The sequence below is a fragment of the Streptomyces sp. NPDC059828 genome, from assembly GCF_042731955.1.
In the GTDB taxonomy this organism is placed as follows: Bacteria; Actinomycetota; Actinomycetes; order Streptomycetales; family Streptomycetaceae; genus Streptomyces.
The window spans coordinates 41,008-65,703 of sequence record NZ_JBHWIW010000016.1 but is presented as its reverse complement, the minus strand read 5'-3'; the positions used below and the strand labels follow the sequence as shown (position 1 = coordinate 65,703).

Annotated in this window: 24 protein-coding genes; 16 read left to right on the top strand and 8 right to left on the bottom strand. The window is 71.3% G+C overall.

Annotated features, from left to right (window positions below; genetic code table 11):
• Positions 1 to 11: 11 nt before the first annotated feature.
• Together ACFV6V_RS12660 and cobC are read left to right on the top strand one after the other, a co-directional pair.
• Positions 12 to 413, top strand: a complete 402-nt coding sequence (locus ACFV6V_RS12660; RefSeq protein ID WP_385563091.1) for a cobalamin biosynthesis protein — start codon at positions 12 to 14, stop codon at positions 411 to 413.
• A 183-nt stretch (positions 414 to 596) separates the two neighbouring features.
• On the top strand, positions 597 to 1,706 hold the full coding sequence (gene cobC / locus ACFV6V_RS12655; protein WP_385563088.1) for an Rv2231c family pyridoxal phosphate-dependent protein CobC: 1,110 nt from the start codon (positions 597 to 599) through the stop codon (positions 1,704 to 1,706).
• Between the two features lie 359 nt (positions 1,707 to 2,065).
• On the opposite strand, the gene ACFV6V_RS12650 is transcribed toward cobC, so the two are convergent.
• Together ACFV6V_RS12650 and ACFV6V_RS12645 are read right to left on the bottom strand one after the other, a co-directional pair.
• The gene (locus ACFV6V_RS12650) at positions 2,066 to 3,016 is read right to left on the bottom strand and encodes an SCO1860 family LAETG-anchored protein (protein WP_385563085.1); all 951 of its coding nucleotides are present in this window, start codon (positions 3,014 to 3,016) and stop codon (positions 2,066 to 2,068) included.
• Between the two features lie 205 nt (positions 3,017 to 3,221).
• A complete protein-coding gene (locus ACFV6V_RS12645) occupies positions 3,222 to 4,310 on the bottom strand; it encodes an amidohydrolase family protein (protein ID WP_385563082.1) in 1,089 nt (362 codons plus the stop codon).
• Between the two features lie 452 nt (positions 4,311 to 4,762).
• On the opposite strand from ACFV6V_RS12645, the gene ectA reads away from it, so the two are divergent.
• The 4 genes from ectA to thpD all read left to right on the top strand — a co-directional run bounded on the left by ectA (position 4,763) and on the right by thpD (position 8,015).
• Positions 4,763 to 5,260: a diaminobutyrate acetyltransferase gene (ectA, locus tag ACFV6V_RS12640; RefSeq protein WP_385563079.1), complete on the top strand. Its 498-nt coding sequence runs from the start codon at positions 4,763 to 4,765 to the stop codon at positions 5,258 to 5,260.
• A gap of 114 nt (positions 5,261 to 5,374) precedes the next feature.
• On the top strand, positions 5,375 to 6,643 hold the full coding sequence (gene ectB, locus ACFV6V_RS12635; protein WP_361277968.1) for a diaminobutyrate--2-oxoglutarate transaminase: 1,269 nt from the start codon (positions 5,375 to 5,377) through the stop codon (positions 6,641 to 6,643).
• 79 nt (positions 6,644 to 6,722) lie between these two features.
• On the top strand, positions 6,723 to 7,121 hold the full coding sequence (locus ACFV6V_RS12630) for an ectoine synthase (protein ID WP_385563076.1): 399 nt from the start codon (positions 6,723 to 6,725) through the stop codon (positions 7,119 to 7,121).
• A gap of 3 nt (positions 7,122 to 7,124) precedes the next feature.
• Positions 7,125 to 8,015, top strand: coding sequence for an ectoine hydroxylase (gene thpD, locus ACFV6V_RS12625; RefSeq protein WP_385563073.1), 891 nt, complete (start codon positions 7,125 to 7,127; stop codon positions 8,013 to 8,015).
• A 60-nt stretch (positions 8,016 to 8,075) separates the two neighbouring features.
• Here thpD and ACFV6V_RS12620 read toward each other — a convergent pair whose 3' ends face one another.
• Entirely contained in the window at positions 8,076 to 9,155 is a 1,080-nt protein-coding gene (locus tag ACFV6V_RS12620; RefSeq protein WP_385563070.1) for an alkene reductase, read from the bottom strand.
• A 158-nt stretch (positions 9,156 to 9,313) separates the two neighbouring features.
• Between ACFV6V_RS12620 and ACFV6V_RS12615 the strand changes: the two genes are divergently transcribed.
• Complete coding sequence (locus ACFV6V_RS12615) at positions 9,314 to 9,862, top strand: MarR family winged helix-turn-helix transcriptional regulator (protein ID WP_385563067.1); 549 nt, start codon at positions 9,314 to 9,316, stop codon at positions 9,860 to 9,862.
• Here the strand turns inward: ACFV6V_RS12615 and ACFV6V_RS12610 are convergent.
• The 4 genes from ACFV6V_RS12610 to ACFV6V_RS12595 form a co-directional block, all read right to left on the bottom strand.
• Complete coding sequence (locus tag ACFV6V_RS12610) at positions 9,811 to 10,857, bottom strand: aminotransferase class V-fold PLP-dependent enzyme (RefSeq protein ID WP_385563064.1); 1,047 nt, start codon at positions 10,855 to 10,857, stop codon at positions 9,811 to 9,813. The two genes, ACFV6V_RS12615 and ACFV6V_RS12610, sit on opposite strands and share 52 nt — an antisense overlap.
• Positions 10,858 to 10,906: 49 nt before the next feature.
• Positions 10,907 to 11,623, bottom strand: a complete 717-nt coding sequence (locus ACFV6V_RS12605; RefSeq protein ID WP_385563061.1) for a DsbA family oxidoreductase — start codon at positions 11,621 to 11,623, stop codon at positions 10,907 to 10,909.
• Positions 11,624 to 11,719: 96 nt separating this feature from the next.
• On the bottom strand, positions 11,720 to 12,334 hold the full coding sequence (locus ACFV6V_RS12600; RefSeq protein WP_385563058.1) for a DUF1349 domain-containing protein: 615 nt from the start codon (positions 12,332 to 12,334) through the stop codon (positions 11,720 to 11,722).
• A gap of 4 nt (positions 12,335 to 12,338) precedes the next feature.
• Positions 12,339 to 13,874 carry an aldehyde dehydrogenase (NADP(+)) gene (locus ACFV6V_RS12595; protein WP_385563056.1) on the bottom strand — a complete coding sequence of 512 codons (1,536 nt, stop codon included), beginning with the start codon at positions 13,872 to 13,874 and terminating at the stop codon, positions 12,339 to 12,341.
• A gap of 189 nt (positions 13,875 to 14,063) precedes the next feature.
• Here ACFV6V_RS12595 and ACFV6V_RS12590 point away from each other — a divergent pair, with 189 nt between their 5' ends.
• The 6 genes from ACFV6V_RS12590 to ACFV6V_RS12565 all read left to right on the top strand — a co-directional run bounded on the left by ACFV6V_RS12590 (position 14,064) and on the right by ACFV6V_RS12565 (position 20,152).
• A complete protein-coding gene (locus tag ACFV6V_RS12590; RefSeq protein ID WP_385563053.1) occupies positions 14,064 to 15,047 on the top strand; it encodes a hypothetical protein in 984 nt (327 codons plus the stop codon).
• On the top strand, positions 15,044 to 16,345 hold the full coding sequence (locus ACFV6V_RS12585; RefSeq protein ID WP_385563050.1) for a sensor histidine kinase: 1,302 nt from the start codon (positions 15,044 to 15,046) through the stop codon (positions 16,343 to 16,345). The genes ACFV6V_RS12590 and ACFV6V_RS12585 overlap by 4 nt, the downstream gene beginning before the upstream one ends.
• Positions 16,342 to 17,040 carry a response regulator gene (locus ACFV6V_RS12580; RefSeq protein ID WP_385563048.1) on the top strand — a complete coding sequence of 233 codons (699 nt, stop codon included), beginning with the start codon at positions 16,342 to 16,344 and terminating at the stop codon, positions 17,038 to 17,040. Before ACFV6V_RS12585 ends, ACFV6V_RS12580 begins: the two co-directional genes overlap by 4 nt.
• A 211-nt stretch (positions 17,041 to 17,251) precedes the next feature.
• Complete coding sequence (locus ACFV6V_RS12575; protein ID WP_385563045.1) at positions 17,252 to 18,055, top strand: polysaccharide deacetylase family protein; 804 nt, start codon at positions 17,252 to 17,254, stop codon at positions 18,053 to 18,055.
• A 91-nt stretch (positions 18,056 to 18,146) separates the two neighbouring features.
• Complete coding sequence (locus ACFV6V_RS12570; RefSeq protein WP_385563042.1) at positions 18,147 to 19,595, top strand: peptidoglycan D,D-transpeptidase FtsI family protein; 1,449 nt, start codon at positions 18,147 to 18,149, stop codon at positions 19,593 to 19,595.
• A gap of 125 nt (positions 19,596 to 19,720) precedes the next feature.
• Positions 19,721 to 20,152, top strand: coding sequence for a hypothetical protein (locus ACFV6V_RS12565; protein ID WP_385563238.1), 432 nt, complete (start codon positions 19,721 to 19,723; stop codon positions 20,150 to 20,152).
• Here the strand turns inward: ACFV6V_RS12565 and ACFV6V_RS12560 are convergent.
• Positions 20,145 to 21,566: an NCS2 family permease gene (locus tag ACFV6V_RS12560; protein ID WP_385563039.1), complete on the bottom strand. Its 1,422-nt coding sequence runs from the start codon at positions 21,564 to 21,566 to the stop codon at positions 20,145 to 20,147. The two genes, ACFV6V_RS12565 and ACFV6V_RS12560, sit on opposite strands and share 8 nt — an antisense overlap.
• Before the next feature lie 182 nt (positions 21,567 to 21,748).
• Here ACFV6V_RS12560 and ACFV6V_RS12555 point away from each other — a divergent pair, with 182 nt between their 5' ends.
• The 3 genes from ACFV6V_RS12555 to ACFV6V_RS12545 all read left to right on the top strand — a co-directional run bounded on the left by ACFV6V_RS12555 (position 21,749) and on the right by ACFV6V_RS12545 (position 24,550).
• Positions 21,749 to 22,978, top strand: a complete 1,230-nt coding sequence (locus tag ACFV6V_RS12555; RefSeq protein WP_385563036.1) for an MFS transporter — start codon at positions 21,749 to 21,751, stop codon at positions 22,976 to 22,978.
• A gap of 93 nt (positions 22,979 to 23,071) precedes the next feature.
• Positions 23,072 to 23,302, top strand: a complete 231-nt coding sequence (locus ACFV6V_RS12550) for a hypothetical protein (RefSeq protein WP_385563034.1) — start codon at positions 23,072 to 23,074, stop codon at positions 23,300 to 23,302.
• A gap of 75 nt (positions 23,303 to 23,377) precedes the next feature.
• Positions 23,378 to 24,550 (top strand): TerD family protein, encoded by a 1,173-nt coding sequence (locus tag ACFV6V_RS12545; RefSeq protein ID WP_385563235.1) that lies wholly within the window; start codon positions 23,378 to 23,380, stop codon positions 24,548 to 24,550.
• Positions 24,551 to 24,696 lie beyond the last annotated feature (146 nt).

Genomic DNA, 24,696 nt, shown 5'->3' with positions numbered 1-24,696 from the left:
GGCGCCACGCCATGAGCCGCCTGGTGGTCGGTGTCGGGGCACGGCGCGGCGCGCCCGCCGCCGAGGTGCTGGAGCTGATCCGGACCGCGCTGCGGGAGGCCGCACACGGGCCGGGGTCGGTGGTGGCCCTGGCGACCGTGGACGCCAAGGCGGACGAACCGGGGATCGTCGCCGCCGCGGCGACGCTCGGGGTACCCGTGCGGGTCTATCCGGCGGGGGTGCTGGCCAGGGTGCCGGTGCCGCATCCGTCGGGTGTGGCACGGGACGCGACGGGCACGGCGTCGGTGGCAGAGGCCGCAGCACTCGCAGAAGGGGGCGAACTGCTCGTTCCGAAAACGACATCGGGGGAGGTGGGGCGACCCGGCAGGGTTACGTGTGCGATCGTACGACTTTCAGTGCCGCTGGATCCGTAGCCTCCGATTCCGGAGCCGATACCCCAGCACGAGCACCAACCCCGGCACCACCGGCAACGCTGCCCCACCTCGAGGAGAACGTGTGACTTCCCTGCCCGCATTGCTCATCGCGGCCGCCAGCGCCGGACATGGGTCCGCGGCCGGTGGCGGAGCCCGCGCCGTCCCGGGATCGGCGGAGCACCCGTGAACATACCGACCGACCCGACCGACCAGCACGATCCGCTGGATCCCCACGATCTGCGCCACCACGGCGACGCGGAGGTACGGGACGCCCGGCTGACCGACCTCGCGGTCAACGTCCGCACCGGCACTCCCCCGCGCTGGCTGCGCGAGCACATCGCCACGTCCCTGGCGTCGCTCGCCGCCTACCCCGACGGACGGACGGCACGGGCGGCGGTCGCGGCCCGGCACGGGCTCCCGGTGGAACGGGTGCTGCTGACGGCGGGCGCGGCGGAGGCGTTCGTGCTCCTGGCGCGCGGACTGCGGGTGAGCCGCCCGGCAGTGGTCCACCCCCAGTTCACGGAGCCGGAGGCGGCGCTGCGGGACGCGGGGCACGAGGTGACCCGGGTGGTGCTGCGCGAGGAGGACGGATTCCGGCTCGATCCGCGAGCCGTACCCGACGACGCGGACCTGGTGGTCATCGGCAATCCGACGAACCCCACATCGGTGCTGCACCCGGCCGGCGCCATCACGCGGCTGGCCCGCCCGGGGCGGATCCTGGTGGTGGACGAGGCCTTCATGGACGCCGTGCCCGGCGAGCGCGAGGCGCTGGCGTCGGTGACCGACGTGCCGGGGCTCGTGGTACTGCGCAGCCTCACCAAGACCTGGGGGCTCGCCGGACTGCGGATCGGCTATGTGCTGGCCGCCGCGGAGACGATCGCCGCGCTGGAGCAGGCCCAGCCCCTGTGGCCGGTGTCGACTCCGGCGCTGGCGGCGGCCGAGGCCTGTGTGTCGTCACGGGCGCTGGTGGAAGCGGCCGGGGCGGCGGAGCAGATCACCACCGCACGGGCGCATCTGCTGGCCGGTCTCGCGGAGTTCGACGAGGTGCGCACGGTGCCGACGGCGCAGGGCCCGTTCGTGCTGATCCACGTGGAGCGCGCGGACCGGGTACGCGAGCTCCTGCGGGGCCTGGGCTTCGCGGTACGACGCGGCGACACGTTCCCTGGTCTCGACCGGAACTGGCTCCGGGTGGCGGTACGCGACCGCGCCACGACGAATCGTTTCCTCCAGGCACTGGACCAGGCACTGGCGGCAGTGGGCGCGACCACGAGCGGCGGCCGGGGCCGCGCTTGAGCTCCGGCCTTCCCGGGCTCGGAGGCCGAAGCCGCGCTTGCGCCACGGCAGCGCGGAGGCCCCCGCCGCAGGCCGGTCCAGCCCGGCCGTTCGGCTCGGGTCTCGACGACAGCTGCGGCATGGGTCTTCCCCGAGCACGGCGCAGCGCCGTCGACGGTGCTGCCTCAGCCCTGACCGGTACGGCGCATCGGCCGGACCGCAGTGACCGGCCGCAACCCCTGACCGGTACGGCACCTCGGCCGGACCGCAATGACCGGCCGGCGGGCCGCTACGGGGCAGGGAGCACCGGCCCGCGGGCCCGGGGCGGGCAGCCGCCGGCCCCGGTGGCAGCACTCGGGCCCCTCGGCGCGGGGGCGGCGTCAGTCCCGGGCGCGGCGGCGCGACAGTGCCACCGCGGCGGCGCCGGTCGCCAGGAGCGCGACACCGGCCGCAGCGGCATACGGGGTGGTGGAGCCGCCGCCGGTCGCGGCGAGGCCCTCGGAGCTCGGCCCGGGTGAGGCCGCGGCCGGGGACGCCGAGACCTGGGGGGCGGCTGGTTCCGCTCCGGTCTGGGTCCGCACATCCGGTGCGGGTGCGGCTGCTTCCGGGGACTCGCAGCTCGCCGCCGCCAGTGTCACCGTGCCCTCGACCTCCGCGACGTTCAGCTTCAGCGGGTTCACGGACACCTTCAGCTCAAGCGCCGTCGCCGCCGCCGTGCGGGACGTCGTCTCCGTACGGGACAGATCGAGCGTGACCGTGCCGACCCCCGGCACCTCGACCTTCGACGGAGCCCCCGACGTGAGGGTCACCTTCTTCCCCAACGCGCGCACCGTGCCGAGCACATTGGCCGCGGCCTGCGGCTTCTCGCCCACCGCGCACACCGCCTTCGCCGTCACCTTCTCGACCTCGATCAGCGAGAGCAGGGCGAGGCCGGGGACGTGCACCTTGGCGTGCGCGAGAGTGGTGACACCCTCGGCACGCTCCCGGTTCGCGGTGGCCCTGGCACTGGCGGCGTCCGCGCTCAGCACGCTGAACGGCCGCCCCTCGTCGACGCCTTCCAGCTGAACGGTGAGCGCGGTCTTCTCCGCGTTCCCGGGCGCATGCACCTCGTTGAGGCTCGTCCTCAGCGGCACTTGGACGGTCTTGTTCAGAAGGGAGACATCCAGGCCGGTGCGCAGGACGACCGCACTCGCCTGCCCTTCGGAGCCACCCGTGGCATGAGCGGGCACGGCGAGGGCCAGGGGACCTGCGACGGCCAGTCCGACGACGACGGCCGCCGAGGCCGCGAATCCGGGGCGGCGTGCGGGCATGCGGAAGGTGTTGCTGTTCACGGTGGTGAAACCCCCACAAGAGACAAGGCGTCGCCGGGCTCGTCCACCACGGGGACGCGTGTACGACGGCGGCGACTGGAACATCCGCATACTTACGCACCAAGAGTGAACCCGCGCGCACCCGGCGTGAGTTCACTCCAAAGTGTGGTTTCGTGCTCGCATTCGATCGCTCACCCGTGGACGTTTCGGCCCCCCGACGCGCGCGTCAGGCCATCACACGACCGTTGACGACCACCCTTCGCGGCGCGGCCAGCACCGCCGCATCCGCCCGCGGATCCGCCTCGTACACCACCAGGTCCGCCGGGGCGCCCTCTTCAAGCCCCGGGCGCCCGAGCCAGCTTCGTGCGCCCCACGCGGTCGCGGAGAGCGCCTCCACCACGGGGATGCCGGCCTTCACCAGCTCGGCGACCTCCGCGGCGACGAGCCCGTGGGGCAGCGAGCCACCCGCGTCCGTGCCGACGAACACCGGCACGCCGGCGTCGTACGCCGAGCGCACGGTGTCGTAGCGGCGCTCGTGCAGTCGTCGCATATGGGCCGCCCAGCGTGGGAACTTGCCCTCGCCGCCTTCCGCGAGCTTCGGGAACGTCGCGATGTTGACCAGAGTCGGCACGATCGCGACACCCCGCTCGGCGAACAACGGGATGGTCTCCTCCGTCAGCCCGGTCGCGTGCTCGATGCAGTCGATGCCCGCTTCCACGAGGTCCCGCAGGGATTCCTCGGCGAAGCAGTGGGCGGTGACCCGGGCACCCAGCCGGTGCGCCTCGGTGATGGCCGCCTCGACGGCTTCACGCGGCCAGCAGGCTCCCAGGTCACCGTGTTCGCGGTCGAGCCAGTCGCCGACCAGCTTGACCCAGCCGTCGCCGCGGCGGGCCTCCCGCGAGACATAGGCGACGAGGTCCTCCGGCTCGATCTCATGGGCGTAGTTGCGGATGTAGCGGCGAGTGCGGGCGATATGCCGGCCAGCCCTGATGATCTTGGGCAGATCGTCACGCTCGTCGATCCAGCGGGTGTCGGCGGGTGAACCGGCGTCCCTGATGAGGAGGGTGCCCGCGTCACGGTCGGTCAGCGCCTGCTTCTCGCTGGTCACCTCGTCCACGGCGCCGTGTGCGTCGAGTCCCACGTGGCAGTGGGCGTCGACCAGACCGGGCAGTACCCAGCCGTCCACGGTGCGTACGTCCGCGGTCACGGGGCGCTGGAAGGTGATGCGGCCACCGACCACCCACAGCTCGTCCCGCACCTCCTCCGGACCGACGAGCACCCGACCCTTCACATGCAGCACCACACCATCGCTCATGGCATGCACTCTACGAGCCCCGATGGCGCCACCGGCAGGGGACGCCGGCTCCGCCGGCCCCCGGGCCTCCCGGGAAATTCCCGGCATCCCCGCCCAGCCCGCACCACCCCCCACCCACCACCTTTACGGAAACAAATAGGTCCTGAATTCAGGAATACGCAGAGGAATTCCAAAGAAAGTAGCTCCCCGCATTCTCCTGCCCCGTTTCCCTCACCCTAAACGCCAAGGTTCCGCAAGGATGCAGCGCCTCATTCCGGGCACGATCCCCAGCTCGGCCCGCATGTGACCGACTCCACATCAGAGATTCTTTGCCCCGATAACTCCCCCACAAAATCGCCCAGTTCGGAAACCACTCGCGCCAGGCCCGCGCACGCGCGATAACACACAACCACGCTTCACCCAACCCCCTGGCCACATGCAATCCAGCAATTTGCTCGGTAAATTCAATTCGCATGACCACCACATTGAGCATCGACAGCCCACGCGTGGAGGACGGAGCCGCGATCTGGCGAATAGCCCGCGACTCCGAGGTCCTGGACCTGAACTCCTCGTACAGCTATCTGCTGTGGTGCCGCGACTTCGCCGCGACGTCCGCGGTGGCCCGCGGCACGGACGGCGAACCGATCGCGTTCATCACCGGTTACATCCGGCCCGAGCGCCCGGACACCCTGGTCGTCTGGCAGGTCGCCGTCGACGAGGCGCACCGGGGCCGCGGACTCGCCGGGACACTCCTGGAGGCGCTGGCCGTGCGGGTCACCGCCGCACAGGGGATCCGCGCGATCGAGACCACCGTCACGCCCGACAACACCGCGTCCGACCGCCTCTTCGCCTCCTTCGCGGCACGCCGGGGCGCGAGCCTCGAGCGCGAGGTGCTCTTCGACGGCGGGCTGTTCCCCGACGGGGGGCATCAGCCCGAAGTGCTGTACCGCATCGGGCCGATCGCGGGCTGAGCGCCGGCCCCGGCGAGGCCGCCGCCAGAGCCCGGCTCTCGGCCCGCCCCCGATCCAGCCCCTCGTTCCCCGCTCTCGTTCCAGCCAGAACACCCCACACCAGGAGAGAACGCTGTGACCATCACCCCGCCCGCCCTGAGTGTCTTCGAGACCCTGGAGTCGGAGGTGCGCAGCTACTGCCGCGGTTGGCCCGCCGTGTTCGACCGTGCGCAGGGCGCTCGCCTCACCGACGAGGACGGCCATTCCTACCTCGACTTCTTCGCCGGCGCAGGATCACTCAACTACGGCCACAACAACCCTGTGCTCAAACGCGCGCTGCTGGACTACCTGGAGCGTGACGGCATCACCCACGGTCTGGACATGGCGACGACCGCGAAGCGTGCCTTCCTGGAGTCGTTCCAGAACATCGTGCTGCGGCCGCGTGATCTGCCGTACAAGGTGATGTTCCCGGGCCCGACCGGCACCAACGCCGTGGAGGCCGCTCTCAAGCTGGCCCGCAAGGTGAAGGGCCGCGAGGCGATCGTCTCGTTCACCAACGCCTTCCACGGGATGTCGCTGGGCTCGCTGGCCGTGACGGGCAACGCCTTCAAACGGGCGGGCGCCGGGATACCGCTGGTCCACGGCACGCCGATGCCGTTCGACAACTACTTCGACGGTCAGGTGCCGGACTTCCTCTGGTTCGAGCGTCTGCTGGAGGACCAGGGCTCCGGCCTCAACAAGCCCGCGGCGGTCATCGTCGAGACCGTGCAGGGCGAGGGCGGTATCAACGTGGCACGCGCCGAGTGGCTGCGTGCGCTGGCCGACCTCTGCCACCGCCAGGACATGCTGCTCATCGTGGACGACATCCAGATGGGCTGTGGCCGCACCGGTGCGTTCTTCTCCTTCGAGGAGGCGGGCATCACCCCGGACATCGTCACGCTGTCCAAGTCGATCAGCGGCTACGGACTGCCCATGTCGCTCTGCCTGTTCGCACCCGAGCTGGACATCTGGGAGCCGGGCGAGCACAACGGCACGTTCCGCGGCAACAACCCGGCGTTCGTGACCGCCGCCGCCGCGCTGGACACGTACTGGGCCGACGGCCAGATGGAGAAGCAGACCATCGCCCGCGGTGAGCAGGTCGAGCAGACCCTCCTGTCGATCGCCGACGAGAACTCGGCGGCCGGGGTCCACTTCCGCGGCCGGGGCCTGGTCTGGGGCATGGAGTTCGCCGACAAGAGCCGGGCGTCCGCCGTCTGCGCCCGCGCCTTCGAGCTGGGTCTGCTGCTGGAGACCTCCGGCCCGGAGAGCGAGGTCGTCAAACTGCTGCCGCCGCTGACCGTGACGCCCGACGAACTGGACGAGGGCCTCAGCACCCTCGCCCGCGCCGTCCGCGAGACGGCCTGAATCACCGCACACCTGCATCACCGCACACCTGCATCACCACACACCTGGAAGCCCGGAAGAGAAAGGTTCTGAATCCACCGTGATCGTCCGTTCACTGAAGGACATCGAGAGCACCGACCGGCACGTCAGGGCCAAGTCCGGCACCTGGGAGAGCAAGCGCATCGTGCTTGCCAAGGAGAAGGTGGGCTTCTCGCTGCACGAGACCGTGCTGTACGCGGGTACGGAGACGTCGATGTGGTACGCGAACCACATCGAGGCCGTGCTGTGCGTCGAGGGCGAGGCCGAGCTCACCGACGACGAGACCGGCGAGTCGCACTGGATCGAGCCCGGCACGATGTACCTGCTGGACGGGCACGAGCGTCACACGCTGCGCCCCAAGACCGATTTCCGCTGTGTCTGCGTCTTCAATCCGCCCGTGACCGGACGGGAGGACCACGACGAGAACGGCGTCTACCCCCTGTTGACCGAGGAGGGCTGACACATGACCACCGCGATCACCGATCTCTACCCGACCCGCGGGGCGACCGAGGCGGCCGTCCCCCGTCAGGACCCGGTCGTCTGGTCAACGCCGGGGGCGCCAGGACCGATCGCCCCGTCGGCGCTCCAGTCGTATGAGCGCGACGGCTTCCTGGCGGTCGATGAGCTGATCACCCCGGCCGAGGTGGCGATCTACCGCACCGAGCTCGACCGCCTGGTCTCGGATCCGGCGATCAGGGCCGACGAGCGCTCGATCGTCGAGCCGAAGTCCCAGGACGTGCGCACGGTGTTCGAAGTGCACAGGATCAGCGAGCTGTTCGCCGGGCTGGTGCGCGATGAACGGGTCGTGGGCAAGGCACGGCAGATCCTCGGCTCCGACGTGTACGTCCACCAGTCCCGGATCAACGTCAAGCCGGGCTTCGGGGCCTCGGGCTTCTACTGGCACTCGGACTTCGAGACCTGGCACGCCGAGGACGGACTCCCGCGGATGCGGACCGTGTCGGTGTCGATCGCGCTGACCGAGAACCTCGACACCAACGGCGGTCTGATGATCATGCCCGGATCGCACAGGACGTTCCTGGGCTGCTCGGGTGAGACACCGAAGGACAACTACAAGAAGTCGCTTCAGATGCAGGACGCGGGCACGCCCTCCGACGAGGTGCTGACCGCCTTCGCCGACCGGCACGGCATCCGGCTGTTCACGGGCAAGGCCGGGTCCGCGACCTGGTTCGACTGCAACGCGATGCACGGGTCGGGGGACAACATCACCCCGTATCCGCGCAGCAACGTCTTCATCGTGTTCAACAGCGTGGAGAACACGGCCCAGGAGCCGTTCGCGGCGCCGGTGCCCCGGCCGTCGTTCATCGGGGCGCGGGACTTCACCCCGGTGCGCTGATCACACCGGAGGGAAGAACGGGCCGGTCGCGTGCTGCGCGACCGGCCCGTTCGCCGTCGGTCAGCCGGTGAGCGCCGGGTAGTCGATGTATCCCTTGTCGCTCCCGCCGAAGAACGTGGCCGGGTCGGGGGTGTTGTACGGTCCGCCCGCCGCGAGCCGGGCCGGAAGGTCCGGGTTGGCGAGGAACAGCGCGCCGTACGCCACGATGTCGGCGATCCCGTCCTCGACCAGGGTCAGGGCGTCGTGGCCGGTGGGCCCGTCGGTCGCCGGGTTGAGGACGATCGTGCCGGAGAACTCCTTGCGCAGGTCGAGCGTCAGCGGTCGCAGCGCGGGGGTGGCCTCCAGGATGTGCACATACGCGATGCCCAGCGCTTCCAGCTCGCCGAGCAGCGCCGGATAGGCCCGCTCCGCCTCGTCCAGCGGCTCGGCGATGTCGTTGTACGGGTTGGTCGGCGAGATCCGGATGGCGGTGCGCTCGGGGCCGATGGCCTCGGCCACGGCCTTGGTGACCTCGACGGCGAAGCGGATACGGGACTCCGCGTCGCCGCCCCACTCGTCGGTGCGGCGGTTGGTGTTCGGCGCGATGAACTGGTGGATGAGGTAGCCGTTGGCGCCGTGCAGCTCGACCCCGTCGAAGCCGGCCTCGACGGCGCGCCGAGCGGCGGCGGCGAAGTCCTCGATGGTGGCGCGCACCTCGTCGCCGGTCAGCTCGCGCGGTGTGCCGATGTCCTTGGGGCCCTCTTGGGTGAACACCTGGCCGTCGGCTGCGACCGCCGACGGTCCGACCGGGGTCAGCTCGCCGGGCAGCACATCCGGGTGGCCGATCCGGCCCGCGTGCATCAGCTGGGCGAAGATCCGGCCGCCCTTGGCGTGTACGGCGTCGGTGACCCGGCGCCAGGCGGCGAGCTGCTCCGCGCTGTGCAGACCTGGGGTGTCGGGATAGCCCTGGCCCACGGCGGACGGCTGGATCCCCTCGGTGATGATCAGACCGGCCGAGGCGCGCTGGGTGTAGTACTCCACGGTGGAGTCGGTCGGGGTGAGACCGGGGCCGAAGGCGCGGCTGCGGGTCATCGGGGCCATGGCGACGCGGTTGGCGAGCCGGGTACCGGACAGGTCGATCGGGTCGAAGGCGGTGGTCATGGGGGGCCTCCTGAACGGGAACATTGGTCGGCCAAGCAATTGGCTCGAGGTTCACTGTACCCCATTGATTGGCCGACCAAGGTAATCTGGAAGGAGGAACATATGGGAACGTCGGGGGCTACCCCGACGACCCCGCTCTCAAGACTCCAGGAGGCCTGATGAAGCCCGAGGTCGCCCCCTCCTGCACCGGCGACCAGCCGCCCGAGGCCGCAGCCTGCGGACCGGTGGGCCACGCCGTCACGCGGGTGGCCCGGCTGCACCGCATGGCCGCGGGCAGGCTCCTGCGGCAGGTCGGGCTCTATCCCGGCCAGGAGGCCGTGATGATGCTGCTGTGGCAGAAGGGGCCGGTGCGGCAGTCGGAGCTCATCAAGATCTGTGAGCTCGACCCGTCGACCATCACCAAGATGCTCCAGCGCCTCGAGCAGTCAGGGCATGTCCGCCGCTGCCCCGACCCTGCCGATCGGCGTGCGGTGCTCGTCGAGGCGACGGAGACCAGCTGTGCGCTGTTCGCCGATGTCAGCCGGGCCTGGCGCGAGCTGGAGGAGCACACACTCGCCGGCCTCGACCAGGCCGAACGCGCCGAGCTCGGCCGGCTCCTGGCCAGGGTCGAGGAGAACCTGTGCCCGGAGACGGCCGAGTGCCCGGAGATCGGTGCTCAGCCGGACAGCACGTCGAGTGCCCTGTCGACGTCCGCTTCCGAGTTGTAGAGGTGGAACGAGGCCCGCATGTTCCCCGCGCGGGCCGCCACGACGATCCCGGCCCGGGCCAGCTCCGGCTCCCGGTCCCCGAGCCCGGGCACGGCCACGATGGCGGACTCCCCCGGGACGGGGGCGTACCCGAGCTCCGTGAGCCCCCTGCGGAAGCGAGCCGCGAGCGCGGTGCCGTGGGCGTGGATCCGCTCCACCCCGACCTGCTCGACCAGCGCGAGTGAGTGCTCCGCCGCGTGGTACGCGAGGAACGCCGGCGGCTCGTCATAGCGCCGGGCCGACCGGGCGAACTCCTCCACCGGCCCATAGGAGCCCCGCGACAGGTCCTCGGCCGCCAGCCACCCCGCATGAACCGGGGCCAGCGACCGCTGCGCGTCCTCCGTGACGGTGAGGAACGAGGCCCCGCGCGGACAGAGCAGGTACTTGAAGCCGGCGGTGACGGTGTAGTCGTACTCCCCCGCCTCCAGTGGCAGCCACCCCGCGGCCTGACTGGCGTCGAGCAGCACACGAGCCCCATGGGCGCTCGCCGCGCCCCGTACGGCGGCGAGATCCGCGACCCGCCCATCGGCCGACTGCACGGCGGACAGCGCGACCAGCGCCGTTCCCGGACCGACCGCCTCGGCGATCCGCTCCAGCGGCACGTACCGCACCTTCAGATCGCCCCGGGCCACGAAGGGGGTGACCACGGAGCTGAACTCCCCCTCAGGCGCGACGACTTCGGCCCCCGCGGGCAGCGAGGCCGCGATCAGCCCGACATGGACGGCCACCGAGCCCCCGATCGCCACCCGCTCGGCGCCGACGCCGACGATCCGCCCGAAGGACGCACGCGCGGCCTCGGTGGCCTCGAAACTGCCCGAGCCTCCCGCCCATCCGGCGGCGATGTCCTCGGCGAGCCGCCTGACGGCCTCGACCGAACGCCGGGGCAGCAGCCCGCAGGTGGACGTGCTCAGATAGGTCGATGTGGGCGCGAACTCGGCGCCTCCCAGAGTGTCCATGTACGTGCACACTACGTCGCTCGCGGAATCACCGCCCGGCCCCGGGTGATCAACGACGCGGGGGAACCTCGCACGCGTCGTCGGCCTCGCAGGCTCCTACAGCCCCGCCCGTGTCCACGGGCGTGCCGTCCCGGCCCTCCCAGGCCTGCTCCAGAGCGCGGGTGAACACCTCGGCAGGCTGCCCGCCGGAGACGCCGTAGCGCCGGTCGAGGACGAAGAACGGCACGGCGTTCGCCCCCAGCTCGGCGGCCTCGCGCTCGTCCGCCCGCACCTCGTCCGCGTAGGCGCCCTCGTCTGCGAGGACCGACCGGGCCTCGTCGGCGTCCAGACCGGCCTCGACGGCGAGCCCGACCAGCACCTCGGGGTCGAAGACGGACCGCTCCTCGGCGAAGTTCGCCCGGTAGGCGAGGTCGAGCAGCGCGTCCTGGCGCCCTCGCACCCTGGCGAGGTGCAGCAGACGGTGCACGTCAAAGGTGTTGCCGTGGTCGCGTCCCTCGATGCGGTAACCGAGTCCTTCCGCACGCGCGGTGGCCGCGACGTGCTCCTCCATCGCCCGCGCCTCATCGAGGGTGCGCCCGTACTTCTTCGCGAGCATCTCGATCACCGGGGCGGTCTCCCCCTTGGCGCGGTGCGGATCGAGCTCGAAGGAGCGGTGCACGACCTCGACCTCGTCACCGTGGGCGAAGGCCGCGAGGCCCTTCTCGAAGCGGGCCTTGCCGATGTAGCACCACGGGCAGGCGATGTCGCTCCAGATCTCGACGCGCATGGAACAGCTTTCTCTTCGGTCGGGGTGTCATGGCGAGCGGACGGGCGAAGCCGCCGCTCGGTGGGGCAACACACGTGGACGCCGGTGCATTCCGGGTCAGGAACCGTCGCGCAGCCCGTCCGGCCAGGAAGGGCGGAACTCGATGTGGTCGAAGGCGACGACGCAGCCCTCGCCCACGGGGGACTGGGCCATGAAGCCGACCAGTGCGGCCTCCGCCTGGTCGGGGGTGCCGAGGCGGAAGATCCGGACGAAGGTCCAGTGGGTGCCGTCCGTGGACGCGTGGAAGGCGAAGGCACCGCCGGTGCGGCTCATGCGCAGCCAGGCGCGGTCGCCGTCGACGGCGAAGGAGTTGGCGTCGTCGGAGTGCCCCCGGGTGACGACCGTACAGACGGTCGGGGTGTCGGGGGACAGCTCCAGACAGAGCTTGGCCCATTCACGCTCGGCGACGTGGAGGTAGAGCGCGCCCGCGTCGAAGGCCGCGCCGAAGCCGGCTTTGACACGCGCGATCAGCTGGAAGTCGCCCTCGGGCGCGCCGAGCAGCCGGGGTGCGTCGGAGACCGGGTCGAGGGCATCGGCGGTGGGCGGGACGAATCGGTCCTGGCGGGCACCCGCCCAGCCGGTGAGCGTGCCGTTCTCGTACGACCAGTGGGCATCGGGGCCGTACGGGCGGAGCGGGAAAGGGAGCTCCGGCAGGGTGGTCTCCTCGGTCACCCGGTCAGCTTTCCAGACCCTCCGGGCGGCCGTCGACCAGGCGCGGCAGGCCCAGCGGATTCCCGTCGCGCAGCTCCGGAGGGAGGAGGACGGACGGGACGGACTGGTAGGCGACCGGTCTCAGCCAGCGCTCGATCGCGCTGGCGCCCACGGAGGTGAAGGTGGAGGTGGCGGCCGGGTAGGGACCGCCGTGGTACTGGGCGGGGGCGACGGCCACGCCGGTCGGCCAGCCGTCGACCAGCACCCGGCCCGCGAGCGGCACGAGCGAGTCGAGCAGCTCCGCCGCGGTGCCGTCCGCGGCCTCGGCCCCGGCGAGGTGAACCGTCGCCGTGAGATTGCCCGGCAGCCGGGCGAGTACCGCCTCGATCTCGACGCGGGACTCGTAGCGGGCGACGACGGTGACCGGGCCGAAGCACTCCTCCAGGAGCAGATCGTGCGGGCCCTCGGTGGCCAGCAGCCCGGCGGGTACGGTCAGATAGCCCGCGCTGACGGTGTGCTCACCTCCTGCGCCAGGTGTCACGGGTGTCTCCACGCCGTCCAGCGAGGCCCGTTCGGCGACGCCCGCGATGAAGGCCTCCCGCATCCGGTGGTCGAGCATCACCCCCGGCTCGGTCTCGCTCACCGCCGCTGTCAGGGACTTCAGAAGCCTGTCCCCCACATCGCCCGCAGGCGCGAGCACAAAGCCCGGCTTGGTGCAGAACTGGCCCTCGCCCAGGGTCATCGACCCGGCCAGGCCCGCGCCGATCGCCTCGGCCCGCTCGGCCGCGGCGGCCTCGGTGACCACCACCGGGTTGAGCGAACCGAGTTCGCCGTGGAAGGGGATCGGCACGGGCCTGGCCGCCGCGGCGTCGAAGAGCGCCCGCCCGCCGCGTACCGAACCCGTGAACCCCGCAGCCGCCACCAGTGGGTGGCGCACCAGCTCCACTCCCGCGTCGAACCCGTGCACCAGGGCGATCAGGTCCTCCGGCAGTCCCACCCGCTGAGCGGCGCGCCGCAGCACCGACGCGCACAGTTCGGAGGTGGCCGGATGGTCGGGGTGGGCCTTGATGACGACGGGGCAGCCGGCCGCGAGCGCGCTGGCGGTGTCGCCCCCGGGCACCGAGAAGGCCAGCGGGAAGTTGCTCGCCGCGTAGACGGCGACCACGCCGAGCGGGATCCGCCAGCGGCGCAGGTCCGGCAGGGGCGGGGTGCGGCCCGCGTCGGGGTGGTCGATACGGATGTCGAGGAAGGAGCCTTCGTCCACGGCGTCGGCGAAGGCACGCAACTGCCCGGTGGTCCGGGCCAGTTCACCGGTGAGGCGCACCGGACCCAGCGCGGTCTCGGCGTCGGCGGCCTCGATGACGTACTCGCCCGCTTCGTCGAGGAGGTCGGCGGCGGTACGCAGCAGCGCGGCGCGGACCGTACGGTCGGCCAGCGCGGCCCGGGCGGCGTGCGCGGCGCGCACCACCTGGTCGACCTCTGCGGCCGTGGCCTCGACCGCGACCTGTTCGCGCTGATTCCCGGTTCGGGGGTCCACGCTCCAGACTGGTGCTGCTTCCACCACGGCTTTCCTTCCCCGGAATCGATGTGCGCAACGGTGCGGACCCTATTTCCGGGTGTTTGGCAGGGTCAAGGGACACCAGGTGTCCTCCTGTCCCCCCACGTGCGGTGGGCTCTCCGCCGCACGGCGGAGACGGTTCCTCTCCGGGCAGGAGGTGCCGTGAGGGTGCGGGCCGCGAGGGTGGTCTGCATGACACACACGCCGCTCACCGCTGTCCCCCCGGCGCCGCCCAGCCGGGCCCGCAAGGTTCTGCGGGCCGTCGAGATCGCCTCCTGCGTCCCGTATCTCGCCCTCAAGGTCGCCTGGATCGCGGGCAGCCGGATCGGCATACCCGAGGGCAGCGTGCTGCTGGAACACCGCGTGCTGATGGCCGTCGCCAACAGCGTGACCGTGCTGATGGACGGTGCCGTCATCGTCCTCGCCCTGCTGCTGACCCAGCCCTGGGGCCGGTGTCTGCCGTCCTGGCTGCTCGCCGTACCGATGTGGGGCGCGGGCGGACTGCTGCTGCCGATCATGGTCGGCTTTCCGGTGCAGGCGCTTCTCGCGGCCACGAACGGTGCGGCGGATCCAGAGGCCGCCATGGACGGGAAGTTCCTCGATCCGTGGGTCTTCCACGTCGTCTACACCGGCTTCATCATCCAGGGCCTCTGCCTGGGAACGCTGTTCGTGCTGTACGCCCGCGAGCGCTGGGCGCACCTGTGGCAGGGCCGGGTCGGGGACCTGCCCGCCGGCGGCCGGGGGCTCAGGGCGGCCGCCGTGGCCGGTGCCGTGCTCGCGCTCTTCCTCATCGCGCTGCACGCACTCTGGGCGCTCGGCGCGACCACCGGCCTCTCCCCTACCCAAGCGGCCCGGCGCGGGCCGGATTTCCACGTCCTCCAGATGGTCGACGCGCTGTATCTCGTCGCCGCGGCCGCCGGCCTGCTGATGCTCGCCTTCCGCAGTGGGCGGGCCCTTCCGGTACGCCTGCCGTTGGGCATGGCCTGGCTGGGATCGGGTGCGGTCGGCTGCTGGGGCGTCTGGCTGCTGATCGCCGCGGCGTTGCCCGCGGCCGAAGGCACCGAAGATGTCTCGCAGTTGACCACGCTGACCTACGCTGGCGGCATGATCGTCGGTCTGCTGGTGGTTGCCTGTACCGCCGTCCTCCTGCGGCGGCGCGGCACATGGGGCGCATGAGGCGCCGTTTCGCGGCTCTGTTCGGCGCCCGGGCGCGGCGGCGCTGGGTGCATCTGATCCTGGGCGGTGCCCTGCTGATGCCGTACTGGCTGCTCGGCATGGTCGCGATGGGACCGCTGCTCGGGGCGGAAGGCATCTTCGGCGGTTCGTACGCGGCGCAGTTCGGGGCGTACGCCGTCGCCCTGCCGCTGGCCGCGGCCACCGCGGTGTTCCCGCTGACCCGGCTCATGTCGGTGGCCGCGGCCAAGGCGCTGTGCGGGGTGGCCCCGGAGCTCTTCGCGGACGCCCCGGCCGTTTCGCGGGGGGCCAGGCTGCGCACGGCTGGCTGGTTCACCCTGCACGTCGGGGTGGGCGGGCTGATCAGCGGGGCGTCGCTGGCCCTTCCGCCGTTCGCCGTGACCACGGCGCTGCTGCCGCTGTCGGCGGGGGTCCGCGAGTGGGTGCGGCTGCCCGCGGCGCTCGACCGGCCCTGGGTCCTGGCCCTCGCGCCGTTCGCCGGGGCCGCGATGCTGCTGGCGCTGGTCGGCTGCGCGGCAGCGGCCGGGGCGCTGCTCGCGTGGCTGGCACCGGCGCTGCTGGGGCCGACGCCCGCCGACCGGGTCGCGGCGGCCGAGCGGCGCGCGGCGGAGCTCGCCGCGCGCAACCGGCTGGCACGCGAGCTGCACGACTCGGTGGGGCATGCGCTGAGCGCGGTGACCCTCCAGGCGGGGGCCGCACTCAGGGTCCTGGACAGTGACGCACCGGGCCACCGGGCCTTCGTCCGGGAGGCGCTGGCCGCGATCGAGCAGACCACGCGCCGTACCGTCGGTGAACTCGACGGTGTGCTGGGGCTGCTGCGGCAGGAAGACGAACCCGACGAACCCCATGGGCTGACCGGACCCACCCTGGAGTCCTTGGAACTCCTCATCGGAAACTGCGGGTTGACCGTCGCGTACCGACTCGGCGCCGATCTCGCCCGGGTCCCGGAGCGGATCTCGCGTGACGCGTACCGCATCGTGCAGGAAGGACTCAGCAACGCCCAGCGGTACGGCGGCACCGATGCCGCCGGGTCACCACACGGAGTTCGCCGACCCGTATCGCTGCATATCGCCCGGGAGGACGACATCTTGCTGATCACCGTCGAGAACCCGCTGCCGGACCGGCGAGCCGTGGTCCGGCCCGGCGGCGGCCGTGGACTGCGCGGAATCGCCGAGCGTGCCGCCCTGCTCGGCGGCCATGCCGAGGCAGGCCCCGTCGACGGTGGTGCGTGGCTGCTGACCGCCAGGCTCCCGCTCGCCGGCGCGCGAGGTGCACGGTGACGGCGACGAGCACGACGAACACAGCGAGTTCGACGAGCACGGTCCGGGTCGTCCTGGCCGACGACGAGCGGATGGTCCGCACCGCGCTGCGGGTGATCATCGACGCCGAACCGGACCTGGAAGTGGTGGGCGAGGCGACCACGGGCGCGGAGGCGGTTTCGCTGGTGCGGCGGTTGCGGCCCGATGTGGTGCTGATGGACGTACGAATGCCGGAGGTCGACGGCATACGCGCCACCGAGCAGATACTCGGCACTCTCGACCCGGCGCCGCGGATCGTGGTCGTGACGACCTTCGAGAACGACTCGTACGTGTACGACGCCCTGCGCGCCGGTGCCGCGGGCTTCCTGCTCAAGAGGTCCGGTGCCCAGGACCTCGTGGCGGCGGTGCGACTGGTGGCGCGCAGCGACTCGCTGCTGTATCCGGCCGCACTGCGCGGTCTCGCCGCCGCCCATGCCCGTCTCGCTCCCCAACCGCCGAGGTGGGCGGCGCGGCTGACGGAGCGCGAGGCGGACGTGCTGCGGCTGATGGCCAAGGGACTGACGAACACGGAGATCGGTGAGCGGCTGGCGGTCGGTCATGCCACGGCGAAGACACACGTGGCGGCGGTGCTGGCGAAGACCGGCACGCGTGACCGCACCCAGGCCGTGATCGCGGCGTACGAGTCGGGCTTCATCACCCCGGGTCCACCCGCCTGAGTGTCCGGCAGCCGAGGCCGACGCGAACGCCGGCCGCGTCCGCCGTGGGCACCGCAGAGCGGTGAAGGCGGGCACGGACGGGGCAGTCGGCGCCGAGAGGGGCGGCTCCGGCCACGGAAATGTTCGGGATTGGTAATAAGCGGATCCGTCACGCCGTCACTCCCGTCCTCCCGGGTGGCAAGTCAGGCGCAGGGGAGAGCGGAGAGCGGACATGGGGCGGCGTCGAAGCCTGGGGATGAACGGCCGTGTAATGGTGGCGGCGATCGGTGTGGCGGGGATCACCGCCCTGGCAGCGGCATGGACGAGCCAGGCCGCCCCTCCCGGAACGGAGTCGGCCGTATCCGCGAAGCCGGAGCCGAAGCCGATCGTGGGCCAGACCTCCGTTCCGGATCCCAAGCTGCCGGCACCCACCGTCAACATGGACATCGCGCACGCCTCCGACGTGGGTGACAAGGGCGTCAACATCACGATCGACGATGGTCCGGACCCGACTTGGACACCTCAGGTCCTCGCCGTACTCAAGGACAACGGTGTCAAGGCGACCTTCTGCATGGTCGGAACGCAGGCCAAAGCCCATCCCGATCTGGTCAAGGCCGTCGTGGCGGACGGGCACCTGCTGTGCGACCACTCCGTCTCCCACGACACGACCATGGGCAGCGCTACACGTGCCCGTCAGTCCCAGGAGATCCTGGACGCGGCAAAGATGATCACCGAGGCCTCAGGGGGCGTCAAGCCGCTCTACTACCGCGCCCCGGGCGGCGCCTTCACTCCCTACAGCCGTCAGATCGCCGCCGCGCAGGGCATGCGGCCACTGGGCTGGAACGTGGACTCCAAGGACTTCAAGCGACCAGGGGCAGCCGAGATGGTGGCGACCGTGAAGAACGAGGTCTCCAACGGGCCCACCATTCTCTTCCACGACGCGGGCGGAGACCGCAGCCAGACGGTTGCCGCTCTGCGCGAGGTCCTGCCGTGGCTTCGGCAGCAGGGATACGACTTCGGATTTCCGGTGCGCTGAGACCGGACCGGCGCAGGATCCCGGATGAGGATCTCCTGAGAAAGCCGGCAGAACGGAACGAAAGCCTCCGGGCCGGTCGTCCTCACCAGGGATGAACAAGACGATCAGACACGCCGCGGTCTTCAGCCTCCTCCTCGTGCTCGCCCTGCTGGTGCAGGCGACCTGGGTGCAGGCGTATCGGGCCGAGGCACTCACGGACGGCAGCAACAACCGGCGGAACACCATCGCGAAGTACGCGCAGCCGCTCGGCGACATCGTCGTGGCCGGCGCACCGGTCACGGGTTCGAGCAGGACCAGAAGCGGCGATCTCGCGTACCGGCGGACCTACACCGATGGCGAGCTCTACGCCCCGGTCACCGGCTACAGCTCGCAGGCGTACGGTGCCACCCAGCTCGAGGGCATCTACGGGGAGGTGCTCGACGGCTCGGCGAACCGTCTGAAGAACCCGCTGGACGTGCTCACCGGAAAGCCGGAGCGGCCCGGGGACGTGCTGACGACCATCGACCCGGCCGTACAGAAAGCCGGTTACGAGGCGCTCGGCGACAACAAGGGCGCGGCGGTCGCCATCGACCCGAAGACCGGCCGGATCCTGGGGATGGTGAGCACCCCGTCGTACGATCCGTCGACGATCAGCGGCACGCACGATGGCGATGCCTGGAAGCGGCTCACGGAGAGCAAGGACCAGCCGATGCTCAACCGGGCGCTGCGCCAGCCGCTGCCCCCTGGCTCGACCTTCAAGCTGGTGGTCGCCGCGGCTGCGCTGGAGGACGGGCTGTACTCCTCCGTGGACGAGCGCACGGACAGCCCGTCCCCGTACACGCTGCCGAACACCCGCACCGTGCTGCCGAACGAGAATCCGTCCGCGCCGTGCGAGAACGCCAGCATCCGCACCGCGCTCCGGTACTCCTGCAACAACGTCTTCGGGAAGATGGCCGCTGACCTGGGGCAGGAGAAGGTACGGGCGACGGCCGAGAAGTTCGGCTTCAACGACGCGGAACAGGACGTCCCGGTGCGCGCCACCAAGAGCGTGTATCCGTCCGGGATGGACGCGGCGCAGACCGCGCTGACCGGCATCGGCCAGTTCGACGTGACGGCTACTCCCCTGCAGATGGCGATGGTGTCCGCGGCCCTGGCCAACGACGGGATCATGGCGGACCCGCACATGGTCTCCAAGGTCGTCGACGCGGACGGCTCGACCGTGGAGAGCGACGAGGAAACGGGATCGGAGCGGATCGTGTCCTCGTCCACGGCGCGGCAGCTGCGCAGTGCCATGGTCACCGTCGTCGAGGACGGCACGGGCGCCAACGCGCGGATCGACGGTGCCGAGGTGGGCGGCAAGACCGGGACCGCCCAGCACGGGGAGAACAACAGCAAGACGCCGTACGCCTGGTTCACGTCGTACGCGAAGGACACGGCCGGCGGTGACGAGGTGGCCGTCGCGGTGATCATCGAGGACTCGGGGGCGGAACGCTCCGAGGTGAGCGGCAACGGTCTCGCCGCTCCGGTCGCCCAGAAGATGATGCGAGCCGCGCTGCGCTGAGCACCCCGGTGGGCGGGCGGGGCCGGGCGCACGATATGCAGGAGGTCGGCCATCCTGGCTTCAACTTCCTTGCAGACCGGAGGACTTCAGTGCGCCCCCTGCCCCGTTCCCTGTCCGGCTGGACCATGGCGGTGTTCGGTGTGCTCGCCGCCGCGCTCGGCGTGGTGGGGCTGGTCGCTCCGGATGCGCTGATCAGTCTGATGGGCTTCGCCCCGGTGCCTGACCCGGGCGGGGACCGGGCGCCGGGTGACCACACGCTGGTGTTCCTCACCGCGTCCTCGATGGCCGCGGTCAACATGGGCGTGTACTACATCCTGGCCGCCCTGGCCGACTGGCGGGCCTTCTTCCGGTGGACGGTGCCGTTCCGGCTGCTGACCTGTGCGGTGTTCACGACCGCGGTGGTCACCGGGCGGGCGCCGGCCGGATTTCTGGGGGTGGGTCTCTGGGAGGGGCTCGGTGCGGCGCTGACGGGTGCGGCGCTGTGGCACGAGGCCCGCCCCCGCACGGGCGACCGTGGCCGCAGCCACGTCGACGACCACGGCCACCGGGTCAACTGATCCCGAGCAGTTCCTCGACCGGACCGATCGCGAAGTAGAGGACGAACAGCGCCGATACGGTCCACAGCAGCCAGTGCACCTCGCGTGCCTTGCCCAGCACGGTCTTGATGACGACGTACGACAGGAATCCCGCCCCGATTCCGTTGGTGATGGAGTACGTGAAGGGCATGATGGCGATCGTCAGGAAGGCGGGGATGGCGACCTCGTAGCGCTCCCAGTCGATGTGCCGTACCTGGGTCATCAGCAGGAAGCCCACCACGACGAGGGCGGGGGCGGCGGCCTGGGCAGGGACGACCGTGGCCAGCGGGGTGAACAGGAGCGCGAGGCCGAAGAGGGCACCGGTGACGAGGGAGGCGAGCCCGGTGCGGGCGCCCTCGGCGACGCCCGACGCCGACTCGATGTAGCAGGTGGCGGACGAGGAGGAGGCCATACCGCCGGCGACCGCCGCCGCACCGTCGATCAGCAGCACCCGGCCGAGGTTGGGGACGTCGCCGTTCTCGTCGAGCAGTCCCGCCTCGTTGGTGACGCCGACGATCGTGCCCATGCTGTCGAAGAAGTCGCTCAGCAGCAGCGTGAAGACCAGCAGGACGATGGTCACCGCACTGGCCTGTCCGAACGCGCCGAACAGGCTGAACTGACCGAGAAGTTGGAAGTCGGGGGCGGCGATGATGTTCGGGGGGACGTCGGGGACGGTCAGCCCCCAGGCGTTGGGGTCGACGTCCGCGAGCTCGTCGATGAGGATCGCGATCAGCGTCATCACCACGATCGAGATGAGGATCGCGCCGCGCATCCTGCGGGCCATCATCGCGCAGGTGAACAGCAGCCCCAGGCAGAAGACGAGCACCGGCCAGCCGGACAGCTGACCGCCGGCCCCCAGTTGCACGGGCACGGTGCCCGTCTCTCCCGGGATCCGGGTGACGAAGCCGGCGTCGATGAAGCCGATGAACGCGATGAAGAGCCCGATGCCCACGCTGATGGCCTGTTTGAGCGTCTGCGGGATGGCGTGCATCACCGCCTCACGCAGTCCGGTGACGACCAGCACGCAGATGACGATGCCCTCGACCACCACCAGGCCCATCGCGTCCGCCCAGCTCATCAGCGGGGCGAGCTGGAAGGCGACCACGGCGTTCAGGCCGAGACCGGCGGCGATGGCGATCGGCAGATTGCCGCCGAGGCCCAGGATCGCGGTCATCACGGCGGCGACCAGCGCCGTGGAGGTGACGAGCGCCGGTCCGGAGAGCGTGTGACCGTACTTGTCCTCGGCGCCGCCCAGGATGATCGGGTTGAGCACAAGGATGTAGGCCATCGTGAAGAAGGTGGCGAAGCCGCCGCGTACCTCCCGTGCGACGGTCGATCCCCGTGCGCTGATCCGGAAGTACCGGTCGAGGGGGTGGTGATGCTGCGAAGTCGGCATGGCTCTCCTCGGCGGTGGCGGCGGCACCCGCGGTGGGCCGGTTCCGGCGGCTGGTCGGTCAGCCGCCGGATCCGCCCGGACCGGGGCCGTGTTACGTCATCTGCTATCTAAGGCACCCACCGGCCCGTCATCAGGGCGGCTTCCCCATCCGGGCAAGCCATTCACCCTGCCAGCATGCCCGGATGCGCAACCTGACAGTTCTTCAGCGCCGCGACACGGCGCTGTATCTCACCGGAGTGGTCGTCTCCGGCTTCGGCACCACCGCGATGTGGCTGGTCTCCGGCATCTGGGTGAAGTCGCTGACCGGATCCGACAGTCTGGCGGCCCTGGCGGTCTTCGCCCTGTGGGCTCCCGCGCTGGCCGGGCCCTGGCTCGGGTCGGTCGCCGACCGGGTGCCCCGACGGACGCTCGTCGTCGCGGTGGCCGCCGCCATGGCCCTGCTGCTGCCCTCCTTGGTGCTGGTCGGCTCCGCCGGACGGGTCTGGCTGCTCTTCTGCGTCCTGGCGGTGTACGGAACGGGCGGGGTCATCGCGGATGCGGCGGAATCCGCCCTGGTCGCGAGCACGGTCGACGAGCGGCTGCTCGCCGATGTCAACGGGCTGAGGATGACGGTGAACGAAGGCGCGAAGCTGATCGCGCCGCTGGTCGCGGCGGGGTTGTTCGCCCGGTTCGGCGGGTCGGCGGTGGCACTGCTCGACGCGGCGACGTTCGCACTGGCCGCGGTGGCGTTCGCGGCGATGCGGATACGCGACACCGGTCCGGTACGCCCGGCCCCGGGCGTACCGGGGCGCCCGTGGGCCACCGCCGCCGACGGTGCGCGCTGTCTGTGGCGGTCCGGTACGTTGCGGCCGCTTGTGCTGGCGGGTGGTGCCACGATGCTGGTCGCCGGGCTGAACGGCGCGGTGGTGTACGCGGTCGTCGACACGGTGCTCGGTCGCGGGCCCGGCTTCACGGGGGTGCTGTACACGGTGCAGGGTGCGGGATCCGTGCTGGCAGGGCTGGTGGCCGGGCCCCTGTCGAGGCGGCTGACGGGCACGGCCTTCGCCGCGGCGGGCATCGCGCTGTTCGCGGTGGCGGTGGGGCTGCGGTCGCTGCCGTATGACGGGCTGGCCCTGGTGTGCAGTGCGGCGATCGGGCTCGGACTCCCGTGTGTGCTGATCGCGGCCATGACGGCGGTGCAGCGCGACACCCCGGACGCGGTGCTGGGCAGTACCGCCGCGACCGCCAACTCCCTGCTGTTCGTGCCGAACGCGGTGGGTGTCGCCCTGGGCGCGGGTCTGGTCGCGGTGGCCGATGTGCGGGTGCTGCTCCCCGTCGTCGGCGTGCTGGGGACGGTCCCCGCGGTGTGGCTGGCGCTCCTCGACCGCACCGCGCGCCGCCGTGAGAGCGCGGCGCGCGCGGTCCCGGTGTGAAGGGCCATGCGCGCGACGGGCCGGGCCCGGGTGGGACCGGCGCCCGCGGAATAGGGATGACGGACCTGGTGGGCCGCGGGCATCATTCCGGTCATGCCGAGACCTTCCGGATTCCATTACGAGCAGCGTGGTGACGGCACCGTCACCATCACCCACCGCGGCCGCTCCGCCGCCACACTGCGCGGAGCGCGTGCCGGCACCTTCCTGTCCGAGGTCGAGTCGGGCGACGCGCAGCTCGTGATGGCCCGCTGGACTGGGGCGTACCGGTTCGGGAACGAGCGGCAGGCCCGCCAGCATCCGAGGAACCGGTCGGGTCGGCGATAGACGCCATTCGGCCGAAGGTGCCGAAGGTAAGGGAACGGCAAAGCCGCCTCGCTCGTTACCCCAGTCATGACAGCTATGACCCCCGGCTCGAACATCCCCCTGGCCGCCACGCGTGTGGCGGTGGACGTCACCGCTCCCGTACGGCTTGACGTCTCGGGCCTGCTGCTCACGGCCGACGGCAAGGTGCGCTCCGACGACGATTTCATCTTCTACAACCAGCCCTCGGGGCCCGGTGTCACCCATCGATCAGGCGGGGGCGCGGCCCCCGACGCGATCATCGTCGACACCGCGGCCGTCCCGGCCGGGATCGAGAAGATCGTCGTCACGGCGAGCCCGGACGCAGCAGGCCAGAGCTTCCAGGGCATCGAGCCCACGGCCACCATCCGGGACGCCGACGGCGGCTCCGTGCTGGCCACCTTCACCCCGCCCCAGCTGGGCACCGAGACCGCGCTGGTGGTCGTGGAGATCTATCTGCGGGGCGGCGCCTGGAAGGCACGCGCCGTGGGCCAGGGGTATGCCAACGGCCTGGCGGGCATCGCCACCGACTTCGGGGTCTCGGTGGACGAGGAGCCTGCCGCCGCACCCCCCGTACAGGCACCCGCGCCTGCCGCGGCGGCCCCCGCCGCCTCCGCCCCCGCTGCCGCGCCTGCGGCACCCGCGGCCGCGAGCGGGAAGATCAATCTGGACAAGGGGCGGGTCAGCCTCCAGAAGAACCAGACCGTGTCCCTGGTCAAGGGCGGCCGTCCGCTGCTCTCCCAGGTCAAGATGGGTCTCGGATGGGAGCCTGCCTTCGGTGGCAAGGACATCGACCTGGACGCGTCGGTGATCGCCTACGGCCCCCAGCGCAATCATCTGGACAGCTGCTATTTCGGCAAGCTCTCCATCCTCAACGGTGCGGTCAAGCACTCGGGCGACAATCTGACCGGTGAGGGCGCGGGTGATGACGAGGTGATCGTCGTGGATCTGGGCCGGGTCCCGGCCGAGGCCACCGGCCTGGTGTTCACCGTCAACTCCTTCTCCGGCCAGAAGTTCACCGAGGTCGCCAAGGCGTACTGCCGACTGCTCGACGCCGCCACAGGTGAGGAACTGGTCCGGTTCGACCTGACCACCGCGGAACCGCAGACCGGCGTCATGATGGCGAAGCTCATCCGGCAGTACTCCGGTGAGTGGGAGATGACCGCGATCGGCGAGTTCGTGAAGTCGCGCACGGTCCGGGGCATGGTCAAGCCGGCGGCGCAGTCGCTCTGACGCACCAGGCGAACAGCCCCGCTCCGGGGGGGCCCCCGGGCGGGGCCCCGCCGCGGGGGGGCCCCCGCGCCCCCCGCCCGGACGGCCGCGGTCACCCCACCCCACCCCCGGCCCCACCACCAGCCGGCGCGGGGGTAGCCCCCCAG

Coding starts and splice junctions, on each gene's coding strand:
- ACFV6V_RS12575 (WP_385563045.1), top strand. CDS start 17,252: ATGGGGCGGCGTCGAAGCCTGGGGATGAACGGCCGTGTAATGGTGGCG.
- thpD (WP_385563073.1), top strand. CDS start 7,125: ATGACCACCGCGATCACCGATCTCTACCCGACCCGCGGGGCGACCGAG.
- ACFV6V_RS12545 (WP_385563235.1), top strand. CDS start 23,378: ATGACCCCCGGCTCGAACATCCCCCTGGCCGCCACGCGTGTGGCGGTG.
- ACFV6V_RS12550 (WP_385563034.1), top strand. CDS start 23,072: ATGCCGAGACCTTCCGGATTCCATTACGAGCAGCGTGGTGACGGCACC.
- ectA (WP_385563079.1), top strand. CDS start 4,763: ATGACCACCACATTGAGCATCGACAGCCCACGCGTGGAGGACGGAGCC.
- ACFV6V_RS12645 (WP_385563082.1), bottom strand. CDS start 4,310: ATGAGCGATGGTGTGGTGCTGCATGTGAAGGGTCGGGTGCTCGTCGGT.
- ACFV6V_RS12615 (WP_385563067.1), top strand. CDS start 9,314: ATGAAGCCCGAGGTCGCCCCCTCCTGCACCGGCGACCAGCCGCCCGAG.
- ACFV6V_RS12660 (WP_385563091.1), top strand. CDS start 12: ATGAGCCGCCTGGTGGTCGGTGTCGGGGCACGGCGCGGCGCGCCCGCC.
- ACFV6V_RS12620 (WP_385563070.1), bottom strand. CDS start 9,155: ATGACCACCGCCTTCGACCCGATCGACCTGTCCGGTACCCGGCTCGCC.
- ACFV6V_RS12570 (WP_385563042.1), top strand. CDS start 18,147: ATGAACAAGACGATCAGACACGCCGCGGTCTTCAGCCTCCTCCTCGTG.
- ACFV6V_RS12585 (WP_385563050.1), top strand. CDS start 15,044: ATGAGGCGCCGTTTCGCGGCTCTGTTCGGCGCCCGGGCGCGGCGGCGC.
- ACFV6V_RS12610 (WP_385563064.1), bottom strand. CDS start 10,857: ATGGACACTCTGGGAGGCGCCGAGTTCGCGCCCACATCGACCTATCTG.
- ACFV6V_RS12555 (WP_385563036.1), top strand. CDS start 21,749: ATGCGCAACCTGACAGTTCTTCAGCGCCGCGACACGGCGCTGTATCTC.
- ACFV6V_RS12590 (WP_385563053.1), top strand. CDS start 14,064: ATGACACACACGCCGCTCACCGCTGTCCCCCCGGCGCCGCCCAGCCGG.
- ACFV6V_RS12605 (WP_385563061.1), bottom strand. CDS start 11,623: ATGCGCGTCGAGATCTGGAGCGACATCGCCTGCCCGTGGTGCTACATC.
- ACFV6V_RS12565 (WP_385563238.1), top strand. CDS start 19,721: ATGGCGGTGTTCGGTGTGCTCGCCGCCGCGCTCGGCGTGGTGGGGCTG.
- ACFV6V_RS12560 (WP_385563039.1), bottom strand. CDS start 21,566: ATGCCGACTTCGCAGCATCACCACCCCCTCGACCGGTACTTCCGGATC.